The organism is Pseudomonas fjordensis, assembly GCF_976987115.1.
In genome coordinates this window covers 3,445,480-3,462,468 of the sequence record NZ_OZ336860.1, presented here as the reverse complement: position 1 = coordinate 3,462,468, position 16,989 = coordinate 3,445,480, and the positions used below count along the sequence as shown (strand labels likewise).

Here is a 16,989-nt window from a genome sequence, read left to right as displayed (position 1 = left end):
AGAGGTGTTGTAGGAGCGAGCTTGCTCGCGAAAAACGTGCCTACAACGCGTTCATTCAGGGTGAGCGCGTTATCGTTAACGATCTTCGCGAGCAAGCTCGCTCCTACAAAGAATCAAGCGGCGTTCTGTTCTGCCGACCAGTTGGCATACCACTGGCGGAACAGTGCGTACTGCTGCTCGGCATAGCGTCGCTGGGCAGCGCTGAGCCCGTCGGTTTCGTTGAAGTGCAGGGCGTAACCCTGGTCGCCGTTGAGCACCATCAAATGCTTGTAATACAGCACCAGGTCGCAGCCTTCGTCGAACGACGACAATACCGCCAGCGCAGCTTCCAGCTCACGGGCCTGGCGACGCGCCTTGGCATCGCCCTTGGCGGCCTTTTTGCTCAGGGCCACCAGTTGCAGCACTTCGCGGGGCAGTGCATTGCCGATGCCGGTAATGGCGCCGGTGGCGTTGCAGTTGACAAAGCCGTGGACCACTTGGGTATCGACGCCGACCATCAGGGTCACATCGTCGTCCTGGGAGGTGATGTTTTCCGCGGCGTAGCGCAGGTCGGCGGCACCGCCAAACTCCTTGAAGCCGATCAGGTTCGGGTGTTCGCGGCGCAGTTCGAAGAACAGGTCGGCGCGGGTGGCGAAACCGTAGTAGGGGCTGTTATAGATCACCGCCGGCAGGTTGGGGGCCGCGTTGAGGATCGCTGCAAAGTGGGCCTTTTGCGCAGTGACCGAAGCACCTCGGGACAGCACGCGGGGAATGACCATCAAACCATGGGCGCCAACTTTAGCGGCATGGGCTGCGTGGGATACGGCTTCACGGCTGTTCACTGCACCGGTGCCGACGATGGTTGGCACACCCGCCGCCACCAGGCGCGCCACGCCTTCCTGGCGCTGGGCCTCGGTGAGCAGCGGCCAGTCGCCCATGGAGCCGCAATACACCACGGCACTCATGCCGATGTCGATCAGCTCGCGACCCTTGGCCACCAGGGCGTCGAAGTCCGGTTGGCGCTCGGCGGTGCAAGGGGTCATCAGGGCGGGCATGCAGCCGGTGAAGATGTTGTCGCTCATGGTGCTAACTCCGGTTTCAGTTGAATTGTTCAAGGGCTCAGATGCCCCAGGCAAACGGGTCTTGTTCGTCGATCAGCAGGGTGCTGTCGGCGGTCATGTAGGCGCGGCCGGTGATGAAGGGGCGTACGTGTTCACCGTCCCACTCATAGCGGCCGAGGAACTGGCTGCCGGTGATGCTGGCTTGTACCCAGGGTTCTCCTGCGGCCAGTTTTGCGTCGGCGGCCAGGCAGGCGAGCTTGGCGCTGGTGCCGGTGCCGCAGGGGGAGCGGTCATAGGCTTTGCCAGGGCACATCACAAAGTTGCGGCTGTCGGCGTGGGCGTCGTCGGCGAACAGTTCGATATGGTCGATCAGCGCACCGTCTGCACCACGAATGCCTTGGGCCTCGAGAGCCTTGAGCATCGCCCAGGTGTAGTCGGTCAGGGCCTCCACGTTATCCATCTGCAACTCATGGCCATGGTCCGACACCAGGAAAAACCAGTTACCGCCCCAGGCAATGTCGCCCAGCACCACGCCATGCCCAGGCACCTCAACCGGCACCTGTTTGCGATAGCGGTAAGCGGGCACATTGCGCAGGGTCACGCTGCCGTCGTCGTGCAAGGTGGCCGCGACCGGGCCGACCGGCGTATCGAGGCTGTGCACGCCCGGTTGGATCAGCCCCAGGTGGTGCAGTGAGGCAACCAGGCCGATGGTGCCGTGGCCGCACATGCCCAGGTAGCCAGCGTTGTTGAAGAAGATCACCCCGCAGGTCGCTCCCGGTGTGACCGGCGCGCAGTACAGCGCGCCCACCAGTACATCATTGCCTCGGGGCTCCAGCAGGCATGCGCGGCGCCATTGATCGTGGTGGGTGCGCAGGTGGTCCAGTTGGTCGGCGATCGTGTCGCCAACCAGCGCGGGGAAACCGCTCATGACCAGGCGTGTAGGTTCACCGCCGGTGTGTGAGTCAATCACGTGCAGCCGTTTCATAAGGCGCTCCATCAGTGGGTAGTCGGGGACAGTGGGGCGCTGTAGTGCGCGTCGCTGACGGTTTCGCTTTCGTCTTCTTCCTGCTCCAGGCGCACCAAGTGGGCGGGCACGCCGGTGGCGGCGCCCCAGTAGTAGATGCCCAGGGCGCAGGCCGCCACCACCAGGGTGTCAAACGGGTGGCTGATCACGCCGATACCGCCAAAGCTGCCGAGTTTGGAGAGCAGGATGGTCACGGCGTAGAAGCCGATCAGCCACGCCGAGGAACGCACCTGTTGCTTGAGGTTCAGGTGCGCGGTCGGCACCCAGCGTGCACACAGCAGGTACACCACAAACATCAGGATTTGCAGGCCCAGCAGCCAGGACACGGTGTTCCAGCCCGACCAGTACACGATCAGCGCAGCGATGATGAACGACAGCGGGCCCAGCACCGCCATGCCCTTGACCCGAAACGGGCGCGCCATGTCGGGTGCATTGCGGCGCAGGGCGGCGACGGTCACCGGGGCCACCGCGTAACTGAGGATCAGGGCAGCGGACACCACGTTGATCAGCGCTTCCCAGGACGGGAACGGCAAGGTCCAGAACACCGACAGGGCAAAGGTCAGCCACAGCGCCGGGCGCGGGATGCCGGACTTTTCATCGATGCGCGTGAAGACCTTGAAGAAGGTGCCGGTCTGCGCCCAGCCATACACCACGCGCGGGGTGGCGTTCATGTAGATGTTGCCGCAGCCGCTGGGGGAGATCACCGCATCGGCCACCACCAGGTAGGCCAGCCAGCCCACGCCCAGCGCCAGGGCGATATCGCGATAGGGCAGGGCCAGTTCCTTGCTGATGCCGGCCCAACCATTGGCGAGCATTTCGGTAGGCACGCCGCCGAGGAACGCGGTTTGCAGCAGCACATAGATGGCCGTCGACAGCAGCACCGAGAGGATCAGGGCGATGGGGATGGTGCGCTGTGGGTTTTTCACTTCGCTGGCCACCGAAATGATCGGCGTGAGCCCCAGGTAAGCAAAGATCACCCCGCCTGCGGACACGGCCATCTCGATGCCCGACAAGCCGAACGGTGCAAAGCCATGCACCTGGAAATTCTCCGGCTTGAAGAAGGTGAACAGCACGCCGATCACCAGCAACGGCACGATGAACTTGAACACGCTCACCAGGTTATTGGCGATGGCAAAGGTCTTCACGCTGCGGTAATTGAGCACAAAGAACAGGCACAGCAAGGCAAATTGCACCAGCCAGCCCAGGGTGGTCGGGTCACTGGAGCCGGCCTTGGTCAGCTGGGGAAACCAGGCTGCCGCATACTGGCGCGAGGCGACCACTTCAATCGCCACCAGGCTGGAAAACGCGATCAGCGTGATAAAGCCCATCAGGTAACCCAGCAACGGGCCATGGGAGTACACCGGGTAGCGCACCACGCCGCCGGCGCGGGGCAGGGCGGCGCCGAGTTCGCAGTAGACAATGCCCAGCAACAGCACAGCGAAACCACCCAGCAACCAGGAAAAAATCCCCGCCGGGCCTGCGATGGCAGACACGTGGCTGGCAGCGAACAACCAACCCGAACCGAAGATGGCCCCCAACCCGATAAAGGTGAGGTCCATCAGTGACAGCTGTTTCTTGAACTTGCCTTGGCCTGACATAGCGGCGCCTTCTTGTGAGTTATTGGATAGGCATGCAGTGGCGCTATCCTGAACCCACAGGCCTGGCTGACGATTGATGTTTTATGCGGCGATGGATGACGAATTCAGCACAATTTGCCGCGCTCGACAGCGCTCGGCCTATGGCGCAATCTGCTGGCTGTCGACGAATAAAAGGGCAGATAAAGTCATGTTGCAGAGCGCGTTCGCGAGCCTTTTCCAGGGCAGCCGACCCCACAGCATCGAGCAGCTATTGAGCGGGGTAGAGCAGTTGCTGCCGATGCTCGATGTACTGCCCAATGCCGCGATTTTCATCAAGGACATCGACGCCCGCTACGTGCTCGCCAACCGCACCCTGGTGCAACGCTGCGGCCTCAAGCAGCTGCAACCACTGCTGGGCAAGACCAGCGCTGAAGTGTTTCCCGCGCAATTGGGCCCCGGCTATACCGAGCAGGACCGGCGCGTGCTGAAGCAAGGCCTGGTGTTGGAGGATCAACTCGAATTGCACCTCTACGGCACCCGCGAACCCGGCTGGTGCCTGACCCACAAGTGGCCGCTGTACAACCAGCTCGGCGCGATCATCGGCCTGGCCGGAATCTCGGTGGACCTGCAATCGGCCAGTGAAACCCACCCGGCCTATCAGCGCCTGGCGGCGGTGGACGAACACATCCGCAGCCACTTCAACCGCCGTGTCACCCTGGGTGAACTGACCCGAATCGCCGGGATTTCTGTGGCGCAACTGGAGCGCTACTGCAAGCGGGTGTTTCACCTCACGCCCCGGCAAATGATCCAGAAAGTCCGGCTCGAACATGCCCGGCGGTTGTTGCATACCGAGCTGCCGATTACCGAGGTGGCGCTGCAATGCGGCTACACCGACCACAGCGCGTTTACCCGGCAGTTCAAATCCTCTACAGGCTTCACTCCAAGGCAGTACCGACAAGCCACACAAGGCGGCAGCGCAGGTGAATGTCTTCTGTAGGAGCGAGCTTGCTCGCGAAAAACCTCAACGATAACGCGGGCGTCCTGAATGAACGCGGCGCCTGTGAGTTTTTCGCGAGCAAGCTCGCTCCTACAGGGTAAGCGTTCTATTGCGATGCAACGAATGGCGCCCACGCCCCTCATATGCTTACACCGACCCTTTTCACCACGACAGGTACCGAGCTTATGACCGCGGCGAACAACGATCATGTGAACTGGCTGGTGCAACATTCCATGCTTCACGCGGCGCGGCAGCGGGCCAAGCTGTATTCGGGGCAAGGGCGCTTGTGGCAGCAGCCCTATGCACAGACCCGGCCGCGTGACGCTTCAGCCTTGTCGTCCGTGTGGTTCACTGCTTATCCCGCGTCGATTGTCACCCGCGAAGGCGGCACTGTGCTGGAAGCGTTGGGGGACGAAACCCTGTGGCATACCCTGTCGAAGATCGGCATCCAGGGCATTCACAACGGCCCGTTGAAGAAGTCCGGTGGTTTGTCTGGCACCGAGCACACCCCGACCATCGACGGCAATTTCGACCGCATCAGCTTTGACATCGACCCGCAACTGGGCACCGAGGCGCAGTTACAGGCGTTGACGCGCATGGCTGCCGCGCACAATGCGGTGATCATCGACGATGTGATCCCGTCCCACACCGGCAAAGGCGCGGATTTTCGCCTGGCGGAAATGGCCTATGAGGACTATCCGGGCCTGTACCACATGGTCGAAATCCGCGAGGAAGACTGGCCGTTGCTGCCCGACGTGGCCGACGGACGCGATGCGCAAAACCTCAGCCCCTCACAGGTAGACGCGCTGCGCGACAAGCACTACATCGTCGGCCAATTGCAGCGGGTGATTTTCTTCGAGCCCGGCGTCAAGGAAACCGACTGGAGCGCCACCCCGGTGGTGCTCGGCGTGGATGGCAAACCGCGGCGCTGGGTCTACCTGCATTACTTCAAGGAAGGCCAGCCGTCGCTCAACTGGCTTGACCCTTCGTTTGCCGCGCAGCAGATGATCATCGGTGATGCGCTGCACGCCATTGATGTGATGGGCGCGAAAATCCTGCGTCTGGATGCCAACGGCTTTCTCGGCGTGGAGCGCAAGCTCGACGGCACGGCCTGGTCCGAAAGCCATCCGCTGTCGATCACCGGCAATCAGTTGCTCGGCGGCGCCATTCGCAAGGCGGGCGGTTTCAGTTTTCAGGAGCTCAACCTCACTGTGGACGACATCGCGTCCATGTCCCATGGCGGCGCCGACCTGTCCTATGACTTCATCACCCGGCCGGCCTACCAGCATGCGTTGCTGATGGGCGACACCGAGTTCCTGCGCCTGATGCTGCGGCAGATGCACAGCCTCGGCATCGACCCCGGCTCGCTGATTCACGCGCTACAGAACCACGATGAACTGACCCTGGAGCTGGTGCACTTCTGGACGCTGCACGCCCATGACAGCTTCCTGTTCCAGGGCCAGACCTTTCCCGGCAACATCCTGCGCGAGCATATCCGCGAGCAGATGTACGAACGCCTGACCGGCGAACATGCGCCGTATAACCTTAAGTTCGTCACCAACGGCGTGTCCTGCACCACCGCCAGTATTATCACTGCAGCCCTGGGGATTCGTGACCTGGAGGCGATCACCCCGGCGGATATCCAGCAGATTCGCCAGATCCACTTGCTACTGGTGATGTACAACGCCATGCAACCTGGGGTGTTTGCCTTGTCCGGCTGGGACCTGGTGGGCGCACTGCCGTTGGCGGCCGAAGAGGTGGCGCACCTGATGGCGGATGGCGACACCCGGTGGATCCACCGTGGCGCCTACGACCTGGTAGACCTGAACCCCGACGCCGAGCTGTCGGCGGGGCAAATGCCGCGCTCAAAAAGCCTGTATGGCAGCCTGAACAGCCAACTGCAGGACCCGGAGTCCTTTGCCTCCCAACTGCAAAAAATCCTCGCCGTGCGCCGCGCCTACGACATCGCCGCGAGCCGCCAGATCCTGGTGCCAGATGTCGAGCATCCCGGCTTGCTGATCATGGTTCACGAACTGCCGGCGGGTAAGGGCACGCAAATCACGGCGCTGAACTTTGGTGCCACGCCAATCACCGAAACCTTGCACCTGCCCAACATCGCACCGGGACCGGTGGTGGATATCATCAATGAGCGGGTGGAAGGCGATTTGACCGAGGAGGGGGCGTTCACGATCACGTTGGACGCCTATGAAGGGCTGGCGTTGCGGGTGGTGAGCAGCACGCCGATGTAAAGGGATATTGGCCCTGGCAAACCGTAAACGTCATCGCCTACTGTAGGAGCGAGCTTGCTCGCGAAAAACGTCAACGATAACGCGAGCTTCCTGAATAAAAGCGGCGTCTGTGAGTTTTTCGCGAGCAAGCTCGCTCCTACATGGCAAGTCGTGCCAGACGATCAGTGGTGCTTGTTCTTGTGCTTATGTTTGTTGCCTTTGTGCTTGCCACCACCGGAACGATGACCGCTCTCGTCATCGGCCAGATTATTACCCAGCGCGCCACCGGCTGCGCCGCCCACGCCCGCGCCGATGGTCGAACCGGTGGAGCCGCCCAGGCGATTGCCAATCAGCGAACCGCCCGCCGAGCCCAAACCGCCGCCAATCGCCGCTTCGGTCTTGTTGCCCTTTTGCGCACCCACCGCACTCCCGGCTGCGCCACCTACGCCTGCACCGATGGCTGCACCGGTCGAGCCACCGAGCTGTTGGCCGACCACATTGCCCAACACGCCGCCTACACCGCCGCCCAGCGCGGCGGTACCATCTCCAGCGGCCAGGGCGCCTTGGGAGATCAGGATGCCCAATGCCAGGGCCGGGAATGTCATTTTCATTTTTTTGTACCTCAAGGGCTGTCTCAGGCGCTCACGGGGTAAAGCACGCCTGGCAATGTGATTAGAGCACAGGCCGCCGCACTAGGGTTTCGGTGTTCGCCCCTTGCGCAAGAAAATTTTTATCAACCCTCTTGAATTCCTTTTGCGCGTCCATAAATTTTTGATCACGCGATGCCGAATCCGGGTCGCGTACTAAATCACTTGGAGAAACTCAGGAGATTTTAAAATGGCTACTACCCTGTCGTTGGCCCCACTGTTCCGTCAATCGGTGGGCTTTGATCGCTTCAATGACCTGTTCGAGTCGGCGCTGCGCAGCGAGGCTCCGAATTCCTATCCACCTCACAACGTGGAAAAGCACGGTGACGACGCGTACCGCATTGTCATCGCCGTGGCTGGCCTGACCGAGGAGGATCTGGATATCCAGGTCGAGAGGGGTGTATTGACGGTTTCTGGCGGTAAACGCGAAACCGACGATAAGGTCGCTTACCTGCACCAGGGCATTGCCCAACGTGCGTTCCGGTTGTCGTTCCGCTTGGCGGACCATATCGAAGTACGTGGCGCATCCCTGACCAACGGGTTGCTCAACATCGACCTGCTGCGTGAAGTGCCTGAAGAGGCCAAGCCAAAACGCATCATGATTGGTGGCGAGGCCAAGCCCGAGCTGCGTCAGGTCAGCTTGCAGTAAAACAATCGGCGGTAAAAAGGCGCTCTGCGGAGCGCCTTTTTTGTGCGCGCTGCAAACCCAGGTCCGCTAAGCCTGGGTGTTGGGTGCAAACAACTGCTTGGCCTCGGCAAAGCATTTCTCGGCGATGGCCGAGCGCGGTTCGGTCTTGCGCATCACCATGCCCAAGGGCGCTAGGACGCTGGCATCCGGCAGGTGAATAAACGCCAGGTTCTCGATGGGGCTTTCCAGGCCGCTGTCCAACGGCATGATCGCGCAGCAGAAGCCTTCGTGAATGGCCTGGAACAGTTGATAGGTGGAGTCGCTTTCCAGAATCGGCTGGGGATCGAGACCGCGGCTGCGGAAACTCAAGTCAATGGATTTTCGATAGTGCATGCCATTGCTGATCATCCCCAGGGGCAGCTCGGCGGCTTCTTCCCAGCTCATCTGCGTGCCTTCGAAGTGGAAGTGGCGGGTATCGTACAGCAGGCCGACACGGGTCTCGCCCAGTTCGAAAAACTCCAGGTAGTTGGGGCTGACGTGGTCCAGGTAACACACGCCCAGGTCCAACTGGTTGGTGCCCAGGGCTTCGATGATTTTGTCCGAACTCATGGAGGTGAGGCTGAACTTGAGTTCCGGGAAGCTGTGGGACAAGCCCTGGATGAAGCTGATCGGGTTGAAGCCGCTCAGGGGCACCAGGCCCAGGCGCAGGTTGCCGACCAACTGGCCGCGACACGCAGCGGCTTCGGCGAACAGGCCATCGTGGGCGGCGAGTAAAGTCCTGGCCCAGGCCAGCACGCGTTCGCCGGCCTGGGTGAAGCCTTCGAAGCGTTGGCCACGGGTCACCAGTTCCAGGCCCAGTTCTTCCTCCAGGTTGCGCAGGCGCATCGACAGGGTGGGCTGGGTGATGTTGCAGCGGGCAGCGGCCTGGCCGAAATGGCGGGTCTGCTCCAGCGCGAGCAGGAATTTAAGTTGTTTGATGTCCATGAAGGCACCTGCCTGGAAATGAGCCGATGATCGCATTGTAACGACCGGCACGTCCAAGTGCCCTTGCCACGGTGCAGTGGCATTGTTCCATTTCTGGGATGGAGCGGCCCGTTTCAGCTACTACCTAACCCCGAACGCGATGACTAAGGTGGTCCCACTGTTTTTTTGGGTGGGCCAGCTGACACACGTCCAGGTCGCTGCCCAAGCGTGTCTTTACAGGAAGTACAGGCACAGCCGGGCGCAGCTCCGGCGCACACGCCAGGGAGGTATCGCCAAGCAAGAGGAAATGCAAATGACTGCATCAGGTAACGCTGCAAACTTCAATGGTCAAAAGCCGACGATTGACCCCGCTGACACCGCCATGTTGCTGATCGACCACCAGAGTGGTCTGTTCCAGATCGTCAAGGACATTGATGTTCCTCAATTGCGTGCCAACGCCATCGCGCTGGCCAAGGCCGCAACCCTGCTGAAAATACCGGTCATCACCACCGCGTCGGTGCCGCAGGGCCCCAACGGCCCGTTGATTCCGGAAATCCACGAAGCCGCGCCGCACGCGCAGTATGTGGCTCGCCGTGGCGAAATCAACGCGTGGGACAACCCGGAGTTTCATGCCGCCGTCAAAGCCACCGGCAAGAAGACCCTGGTGATCGCCGGCACCCTGACCAGCGTGTGCCTGGCGTTCCCATCGATTGCGGCGGTGCATGAAGGCTACAAGGTGTTCGCGGTGGTCGATGCCTCGGGCAACCACTCCAGGCTGGCCACCGACCTGACCGTTGCACGCCTGGCCCAGGCCGGCGTGGTGCCGATCGACATCATGGGCACGCTGTCGGAGTTGCAAGGCTCCTGGAACCGCCCGGATGCCCAGGAGTGGGCCAACGTCTACACCCAGGCCATGCCGCACTACCAGTTGCTGATCGAGAGCTACATCAAGGCCCAGGAAGTGGCAAACAACCACGAAGTACTAGACTCACAGCGCACCTAAATACGCTGGGGCCTTTTGCGGTAAGCCCATGTTGGGCGCTGCCTCTATTTATCAGGAGTATGAAGATGTCTACACCTTACGTTCGTTTGGACAAAGACAACGCCGCGGTGCTGTTGGTCGACCATCAGGCCGGCTTGCTGTCATTGGTCCGTGACATCGACCCGGACAAGTTCAAGAACAACGTGCTGGCCCTGGCTGACCTGGCCAAGTACTTCAAGTTGCCGACCATCCTCACCACCAGTTTCGAAACCGGCCCCAACGGCCCGCTGGTGCCCGAGCTCAAGGCGCTGTTCCCGGATGCGCCGTACATTGCGCGCCCAGGCCAGATCAACGCCTGGGACAACGAAGATTTCGTCAAGGCCATCAAGGCCACCGGCAAGAAGCAATTGATCATTGCCGGCGTCGTGACCGAAGTGTGCGTGGCGTTCCCGGCGCTGTCGGCCCTGGCCGAAGGCTTTGAAGTGTTTGTGGTCACCGATGCCTCCGGCACTTTCAACGAACTGACCCAGCAATCGGCCTGGGCTCGCATGTCGGCCAACGGCGCGCAACTGATGACCTGGTTTGGCCTGGCCTGCGAGCTGCATCGCGACTGGCGCAACGACATCGAGGGCTTGGGGACGTTGTTCTCCAACCACATTCCGGACTACCGGAACCTGTTCACCAGCTACAACGCGTTGACTGAAGGCAAGTGAGCCTGATGGCAGGCTGCCGCTAGCCCTGGGGGTGACAGTAGAGCACCTATTTCCCTGACACCCTTACGTCCAAATGTGGGAGCTGGCTTGCCTGCGATGGCCATAGGTATCTACACAACTTTGTAGGCTGTAGCAGCAAACGGTAACCACGATGCGAAGCGAGCCGCTCTTGATCTTGATCTGCTTTTGATCTTAGGCGCCCCGTCAAACCACGCTGGCCGGAATTCGACAGGGATTTGGGGGGTAAACCGGCAGGGATGCCGGTTTAGCCGCCCCGCGCCATGGATGGCGCGTGGCGGCGGCCCCCCAAATCACTGGCGGATTACGGGCACACCGAGCCTAGGCGAGGTGCCGAGTGGTGGGGCAAGAGCGTTTTGCTTACTTTTGCGCTTTTCAAAAGTGAGCCGCCGTCAGGGCGGAACCCTAGGTGGCCGTTACCGCAGGAATGGATATGTACACGGTCCAACTGCGTTGACTGTCAGGCCGCCATCGCAGGCAAGCGAGCTCCCACATTTGGATCTTGGGGCGCCAGGGAGATAGGCGCCAGCCGTCAGGCGGTCGCGGGAGCAAGTTCCCTCACCACTGGATCAGCACCGCTAGAAGGATGACAGCACTCTAGTCGTATTTTGTTACTAACCCATGTCCTAAAAATACAGCGCTGTGGTGCAAAAGCAGGACAAAACACCCTCTCGCCATTCAATTTTCATAAAAATGTAACAACCCTGCTTCACAGTTCGGGAGCCCGTCACCACAACGAGTTCCTTTTAATGAAAAGCTTGATGAAGTCCGCAGCACTCGCCATTACGGTATCCCTGTGTGCCTCCTCCGTGACCTTCGCCGCCGAGAACGTACGCCTCACCGGCTCCGGCGCCAGCTTCCCTGCACCGATCTACCTCACCTGGTTCAAGGATTTCAGCAAGAAGACCGCTGGCGTCACCGTGGATTACCAATCCAAGGGCAGCGGCGCAGGTGTGCAGGACTTCCTGAATAAAACCGTCGACTTCGCCGCCAGTGACTCGGCCATGAAAGACGAAGACATCGCCAAGGTCGCCGAAGGCGTGCAACTGCTGCCAATGACCGCCGGTGAAATCGTGCTGGCCTATAACCTGCCGGGCAATCCCAAGGGCCTCAAGCTGCCACGCGATGTTTACTCCAATATCTTCCTGGGCAAGATCACTAAGTGGAACGACCCACAGATCGTTGCCGCCAACCCGGACCTGAAGCTCACCGACACGCCGATCACTGTAGTGGTACGCGCAGACTCCAGCGGCACCACAGCGGTATTTACCAAGCACCTGTCCACCATTAACCCTGAATTCAAAACCGCGCTGGGGGAGGGCAACACCGTCAACTGGCCGGCCAGCGACAAATTCATCAAGTCGCCCAAGAACGATGGTGTGACCGCCACCGTACGCCAGACCCCAGGCGCCATCGGTTACATCGAGTACGGCTTCGCCAAACTGGCCAAGGTTGACTTCGCCCAGTTGCAGAACAAGGCCGGCCAGTACGTGGTGCCGAACGCCGAAAGCGGCGCCGAGGCCCTGGCCGCAGTGAAGATGCCGGAAAGCCTGGTGGCCTGGTTGCCGGACCCGGACGGTGCCAAGTCTTACCCGATCACCTCGTACACCTGGATGATCTTCCGCAAGGACAACGGCAACCCTGCCAAGGCCAAGGCCATGCGCGAAATGGTTGAGTACAGCCTGACCGAGGGGCAGAAAATCGCCGACTCCATGGGCTACATCCCGCTGCCGCCATCGGTGGTGGAGCAGGTTCGCAAGGCATCCGCCAACATTCAGTAACACCCGTGAGGCCGCTCTCGGTGTGGGCTGTTTGCCGCGCCGGGGGCGTTTCCCCCCTGTTCCGGAATTAGCCAATGAACAAACCTTTCGTCGTACCGGTTAACCGGGATTCTGCCTGCCAACCTCCCTCGGCCAAAGACTTCCTGGTCGATCGCACCTTCCGTGGGCTCGCGCGAATCGGGGTGGTACTGATTCTGGCGTTGGTCGCAGCCTTGGTCTTCGAGGTGGGACGCAAGGCCTTGCCGGGCATGGAAAAGCACGGCTTCGATGTGCTTTTTGGCAGTGTCTGGGACGTTAACCAGGGCAAGTACGGGATCCTGCCGGCCATTTGGGGCACGCTCTACAGCGCTTTTATCGCGCTGCTGATTGCAGGCTTTTTCGGTGTCAGCATGGCGATTTTCCTGACTCAGGATTTCCTGCCGGCCAAGCTGGCGGCGGTGTTTCGCACCATCGTTGAATTGCTCGCGGCCATCCCCAGCGTGGTGTATGGCCTGTGGGGCATCTACGTGGTGATCCCAGCGATCCGGCCACTGACCACCTGGTTGAACAGTGAACTGGGTTGGATACCATTTTTCGGCACGTCCTTGAGCGGGCCGGGGTTGCTGCCGGCGGCGCTGGTGTTGGCGATCATGATTCTGCCGACGATTGCCGCCGTGTCCCAGGACGCGCTCACCAGCGTGCCGATGAAAACCAAGCAGGCCGCCTACGGCATGGGCACCACCCATTGGGAGGCGATCCTCAAGGTGATGGTGCCATCCGCCGCCACCGGTATTTTTGGCTCCCTGGTACTCGGCCTCGGCCGTGCGCTGGGCGAAACCATGGCGCTGGCGATGTTGGTGGGCAACGCCAACAACATTTCCCTGTCGCTGTTCGCGCCGGCCAATACGTTGGCGGCCTTGTTGGCGCTGAACTTCCCCGAAGCCGGGCCCAACGAGGTGGAGGTCTTGATGTACGCCGCCCTCGTCTTGATGTTCATCACACTGCTGGTGAACGTCATCGGTTCCATGATCATGCTCTACGCCCAACGGGGTAATCGATGATGACGAATCTCACATCCCCTATCACCGCGGTACCGAGCCTGCAGCGCAAGTTCGAAGGCCGCGCCTTGCGCAGCCTGGTGTTGACCACATTGGTATGGTTTGGCGCGCTGCTGGCCAGTGTGCCGCTGATTTCGGTGCTCTACATGCTGATCACCCGTGGCGGCGCACGCCTGAGCCTGGAGGTGTTCACCGAACTGCCGCCCACCGGCTTCGAGACGGGCGGCGGTTTCGGCAACGCCATGGCCGGCACCTTTGTGATGGTCGGTATCGCTGCGGCGATCGCAGTGCCGGTCGGCATCATGGCGGCCATATTCCTGGCCGAACTGGGGCCGGACAGCAAATTGGCCAACGCTGCACGCTTTGCCGCCAAGATGCTCACCGGCTTGCCTTCGATCCTGGCCGGCGTGTTTGCCTACGCCTTGGTGGTGATGACTACCGGCACCTACTCGGCACCGGCAGGCGGCGTGGCCCTGGCGGTATTGATGCTGCCCATTGTGGTGCTGACGGCTGAAGAGTCGATGCGCATGGTGCCCAAGATCATGAAGGACGCCGCCTACGGCATGGGCTGCACCCGCTCCCAAGTGATCTGGAAGATCATCTTGCCGACCGGCCTGCCGGCGATCCTCACCGGCGTAATGCTTGCTGTGGCTCGTGCCGCAGGCGAGACCGCGCCGTTGCTGTTTACCGCGCTGTTCAGCAACTACTGGATCTACCACGACGGCGACCTGGCGGTGATGAACCCCACGGCTTCCCTTGCCGTGTTGATCTACAACTTTTCCGGCATGCCCTTCGACAACCAGCTGGAGCTCGCCTGGGCGGCCTCGTTGGTGTTGGTGATGATCGTGCTGGTCGTGAATATTGTGAGCCGTATCTTCGGCAAGCCTAAGTATTAAGAACGGGAGCATCTGAATCTTGAACGTCTCAACTGCGCAAATAGCCGCTCCGTTTGTCACCCAATCGCCTGTGGTCATGGACTGCAAGCTGGACCGGATTTTCTACGGCAACTTCATGGCGGTGCGTGACAGCCATGTGCCGATCGAAAAGAACAAGATCACCGGTTTTATCGGCCCGTCCGGCTGCGGCAAAAGTACGGTACTGCGTAGCCTCAACCGCATGAACGACCTGGTCAAAGGCTTTCGCTTCGAGGGCCACGTGCATTTCCTGGGGCAGGATGTGTATGGCAAGGGTGTAGACCCGGTGGTGGTGCGCCGTTACATCGGCATGGTGTTCCAGCAGCCTAACCCGTTCTCCATGAGCATCTTCGACAACGTCGCCTTCGGCCTGCGCCTGAACCGCTACAAAGGCGACTTGGGCGACCGCGTCAAGCACGCTCTGCAAGGCGCGGCGCTGTGGGATGAGGTCAAGGACAAGCTCAAGGTCAGCGGCCTTTCGCTCTCCGGTGGCCAGCAGCAACGGCTGTGTATTGCCCGCGCTATCGCCACCGAGCCGGAAGTCCTGTTGCTCGATGAGCCGTGCTCGGCACTCGACCCGATTGCGACTCGCCGGGTAGAGGAACTGATGGTGGAGCTGAAGAAGGATTACACCATCGCCCTGGTCACCCACAACATGCAGCAGGCCATTCGCGTGGCGGACACCACAGCGTTTTTCTCGGTGGATATTTCCCAGGGCACGCGTACCGGCTACCTGGTGGAAATGGGCCCGACTGCGCAGATTTTTGGCAGCCCGCGTGAACAGATGACCGAGGATTACATCAGCGGCAAGTTCAGCTGAGTCCCTATGTTCGATAAAAACCGCACGTGCGCCACCGTCAGCCCAGGAATGCCAATGTCTGCAACGCATCGTCTTGATTTGTCAGCGATTGAACGCGCGCTCCGTAAAGTGCAGAGCCGCTTTGCCGAGCTCAGCACGCAATTTACCGAGCCGCGCGACCCCTTGACCGACGAAGTGCTGCTCAACGTGCTTGAAGGCTATGCGCTGGTTGACGACTATGTCGCACGGGGCGTTGACCTGTTTGACCTTCATCATCTGGACCTGATGCTGGAGATCAACGCCACCGTGCTCTGCGGTAGCGACCCGGCGCGCCGCGTGGAATACGCGCAGCACCTGGCCGCCACCGAAGAGCACTTCTTCAACAATGTTGAAGGCGGTATCAAGGACTTGTTCAACTGGTACTGCGCGTATCGCAGTGAATCGGTATGGAAACGTGCGGCCGGCGTGTATGTGCGCATCCTCAGCAAGCCGCAGTTGTTCATCGAAGGCAACAACCGCAGTGGCTCGCTGATCGTCAGCTATCTGCTGATGCGCGCCGGGTTGCCACCGTTTGTGCTGACGTTGGAAAATGCCGAGGGTTACTTCAATCCTTCTTCGGTGATCCGCAACTCGGCCAAACATGGGGTCAAGGCGTTGTATGAATTGCCCAAGATCAAGAAAAAATACGCCGCCTTCCTGGAGGAACAGGCCCCGGATCCCAAGGCGTTTTTCTTGAGCGATACACCACAGCCTATCTATCAGGGAGGCCATTAATGCGCTGGTATCCAACACTCGCCAGCCGAGCCGTGCAAGCCGTCCAGCAAGCGGTCCTCACGCGTGCCGCCAAGCACCCGCGCGTACGCATCTCCTTTGATATTGACGACACGCTGGCTTGCCAACTTGACCACGCTGATGTCGAGAGCAGTTGGCTGCCGGCCTGCGCTCATCGTTGGTGGGGAGAACCGCTGCGTATCGGCACCCGGTCGTTGACACGGGAGCTGCGGCGCCAGGGTTGCAGTATCTGGGTCTACACCTCATCGGGCAGGGCGCCTTCCTACATCAGGCGTTGGCTGATGCTGTACGGCATCCGTGTCGACGGCGTAGTGAATAGCGAGCGGCATAACCACGCCCTCAGGGTGCATGGGCTGTCGAACACCCCGTCGAAATTTCCGCCGGCCTTCGATATTGATTTGCACGTGGACGATTCCGAGGGCGTGCGCCTTGAAGGCAACGACCACGGCTTTCGCGTGGTGGTGGTTGACCCGCAGGATGAGCATTGGGCGCAAAGAGTGCTTGAAGCGGTCGCGGGCGTGCAGGCACAACTGGCCCGTCAGCAATTGCCCAGGTTCAAGCAGCCTGTATGCCAACGTGCTGAGGTTTATTCTTCCTGAGTTCCAGAGAAACCTGAACTGCTTGAGCCCTTATTGCAGTTCACAACTTGCTATAAGGGCTTAATTGTCTTTGACTCATTAGTCACGAACAACACGGAACTTCACTTCTTGTTCGACAAACAGCGCTTATGGCGCTTTTGTCGTCTATATCCCTGAGTACATACCCTTGCCATCCGATAGTCGGTCATTTTAAGGCGGCACTTCTAGGCTAGTGTTGACGAGCTTCCTTAATGGTTAACCTCGATATTAA

General features: G+C 60.5%; 16 protein-coding genes. 11 read left to right on the top strand and 5 right to left on the bottom strand.

The annotated features are described in order from the left end of the window. Positions 1-113: 113 nt before the first annotated feature. The 3 genes from ACWHXD_RS15445 to ACWHXD_RS15435 are packed head-to-tail and all read right to left on the bottom strand — an operon-like array spanning position 114 to position 3,662. On the bottom strand, positions 114-1,061 hold the full coding sequence (locus ACWHXD_RS15445; RefSeq protein ID WP_032897145.1) for a dihydrodipicolinate synthase family protein: 948 nt from the start codon (positions 1,059-1,061) through the stop codon (positions 114-116). A 37-nt stretch (positions 1,062-1,098) separates the two neighbouring features. Then, the gene (locus ACWHXD_RS15440) at positions 1,099-2,025 is read right to left on the bottom strand and encodes a 4-hydroxyproline epimerase (protein ID WP_098951375.1); all 927 of its coding nucleotides are present in this window, start codon (positions 2,023-2,025) and stop codon (positions 1,099-1,101) included. 11 nt (positions 2,026-2,036) lie between these two features. After that, entirely contained in the window at positions 2,037-3,662 is a 1,626-nt protein-coding gene (locus tag ACWHXD_RS15435) for an APC family permease (protein WP_138762801.1), read from the bottom strand. A 187-nt stretch (positions 3,663-3,849) separates the two neighbouring features. On the opposite strand from ACWHXD_RS15435, the gene ACWHXD_RS15430 reads away from it, so the two are divergent. Continuing rightward, positions 3,850-4,638, top strand: coding sequence for an AraC family transcriptional regulator (locus tag ACWHXD_RS15430; protein WP_032897151.1), 789 nt, complete (start codon positions 3,850-3,852; stop codon positions 4,636-4,638). Positions 4,639-4,823: 185 nt separating this feature from the next. Continuing rightward, entirely contained in the window at positions 4,824-6,887 is a 2,064-nt protein-coding gene (treS, locus tag ACWHXD_RS15425) for a maltose alpha-D-glucosyltransferase (RefSeq protein WP_138762800.1), read from the top strand. 161 nt (positions 6,888-7,048) lie between these two features. On the opposite strand, the gene ACWHXD_RS15420 is transcribed toward treS, so the two are convergent. Beyond that, positions 7,049-7,477 (bottom strand): glycine zipper domain-containing protein, encoded by a 429-nt coding sequence (locus ACWHXD_RS15420; RefSeq protein ID WP_034135058.1) that lies wholly within the window; start codon positions 7,475-7,477, stop codon positions 7,049-7,051. 226 nt (positions 7,478-7,703) lie between these two features. Between ACWHXD_RS15420 and ACWHXD_RS15415 the strand changes: the two genes are divergently transcribed. After that, a complete protein-coding gene (locus ACWHXD_RS15415) occupies positions 7,704-8,162 on the top strand; it encodes an Hsp20 family protein (protein ID WP_003191546.1) in 459 nt (152 codons plus the stop codon). A 66-nt stretch (positions 8,163-8,228) separates the two neighbouring features. Here the strand turns inward: ACWHXD_RS15415 and ACWHXD_RS15410 are convergent, their stop codons facing one another. Continuing rightward, the gene (locus ACWHXD_RS15410; protein WP_499084191.1) at positions 8,229-9,125 is read right to left on the bottom strand and encodes a LysR family transcriptional regulator; all 897 of its coding nucleotides are present in this window, start codon (positions 9,123-9,125) and stop codon (positions 8,229-8,231) included. Between the two features lie 292 nt (positions 9,126-9,417). Here ACWHXD_RS15410 and ACWHXD_RS15405 point away from each other — a divergent pair, with 292 nt between their 5' ends. The 8 genes from ACWHXD_RS15405 to ACWHXD_RS15370 all read left to right on the top strand — a co-directional run bounded on the left by ACWHXD_RS15405 (position 9,418) and on the right by ACWHXD_RS15370 (position 16,739). Next, positions 9,418-10,107, top strand: a complete 690-nt coding sequence (locus ACWHXD_RS15405; RefSeq protein WP_032897157.1) for an isochorismatase family protein — start codon at positions 9,418-9,420, stop codon at positions 10,105-10,107. Positions 10,108-10,172: 65 nt separating this feature from the next. Continuing rightward, entirely contained in the window at positions 10,173-10,799 is a 627-nt protein-coding gene (gene ycaC / locus ACWHXD_RS15400) for an isochorismate family cysteine hydrolase YcaC (RefSeq protein WP_003191542.1), read from the top strand. A 767-nt stretch (positions 10,800-11,566) separates the two neighbouring features. Then, positions 11,567-12,598 carry a phosphate ABC transporter substrate-binding protein PstS gene (gene pstS, locus ACWHXD_RS15395; protein ID WP_098951382.1) on the top strand — a complete coding sequence of 344 codons (1,032 nt, stop codon included), beginning with the start codon at positions 11,567-11,569 and terminating at the stop codon, positions 12,596-12,598. 74 nt (positions 12,599-12,672) lie between these two features. Beyond that, entirely contained in the window at positions 12,673-13,638 is a 966-nt protein-coding gene (gene pstC, locus ACWHXD_RS15390) for a phosphate ABC transporter permease subunit PstC (RefSeq protein ID WP_003191517.1), read from the top strand. After that, positions 13,638-14,531: a phosphate ABC transporter permease PstA gene (gene pstA, locus ACWHXD_RS15385; RefSeq protein ID WP_014718563.1), complete on the top strand. Its 894-nt coding sequence runs from the start codon at positions 13,638-13,640 to the stop codon at positions 14,529-14,531. The genes pstC and pstA overlap by 1 nt, the downstream gene beginning before the upstream one ends. A 76-nt stretch (positions 14,532-14,607) precedes the next feature. Beyond that, positions 14,608-15,369 carry a phosphate ABC transporter ATP-binding protein PstB gene (gene pstB, locus ACWHXD_RS15380; RefSeq protein WP_019817112.1) on the top strand — a complete coding sequence of 254 codons (762 nt, stop codon included), beginning with the start codon at positions 14,608-14,610 and terminating at the stop codon, positions 15,367-15,369. 54 nt (positions 15,370-15,423) lie between these two features. Further along, positions 15,424-16,122, top strand: coding sequence for a hypothetical protein (locus ACWHXD_RS15375; protein WP_032897161.1), 699 nt, complete (start codon positions 15,424-15,426; stop codon positions 16,120-16,122). Continuing rightward, complete coding sequence (locus tag ACWHXD_RS15370) at positions 16,122-16,739, top strand: hypothetical protein (protein ID WP_138762797.1); 618 nt, start codon at positions 16,122-16,124, stop codon at positions 16,737-16,739. The genes ACWHXD_RS15375 and ACWHXD_RS15370 overlap by 1 nt, the downstream gene beginning before the upstream one ends. Positions 16,740-16,989: the final 250 nt, after the last annotated feature.